We start from the raw sequence: 412 nt of genomic DNA on the forward strand, positions 1-412 counted from the left end.
CTTTTAAAAAGATCCTTTCCTACCCACTTTCGGTAGTTTTTTACATTTTTTTCTTTATCAACCTTTTGGTTTTCCACCCTATACAGTGGATTTCTCTGAAGCTTGGCGGCTATGAAGCTCACAAAAAAAGTGTGGACATCTTTAATTTTTTCCTGCTGCGCTGCCTTAACCTGTTGGGAACGCGGTATAGCATAGAAAATCCATACCAGCTGCCTACAGATAAGTCCTGCATATTTGTAGCTAACCACCAAGGCATGTATGACATCCCCCCGATCATCTGGCATTTTAGAGAACACCATCCCAAGTTTGTCAGTAAAAAAGAACTGGGTAAAGGCATTCCAAGCATCTCCTTCAATTTAAGGCACGGCGGAAATCTTCTTATAGACAGAAAGAATGGAAGGGAAGCTTTGGT

The 412-nt window shown here is 41.3% G+C and carries 1 protein-coding gene; it reads left to right on the top strand.

What is annotated here, in order from left to right; translation table 11 throughout:
- Positions 1 to 11: 11 nt before the first annotated feature.
- A partial coding sequence (locus HC175_RS19525) for a lysophospholipid acyltransferase family protein (RefSeq protein ID WP_168139789.1) occupies positions 12 to 412 on the top strand: 401 nt, incomplete at its 3' end.

It is taken from the genome of Salinimicrobium oceani (assembly GCF_012037645.1).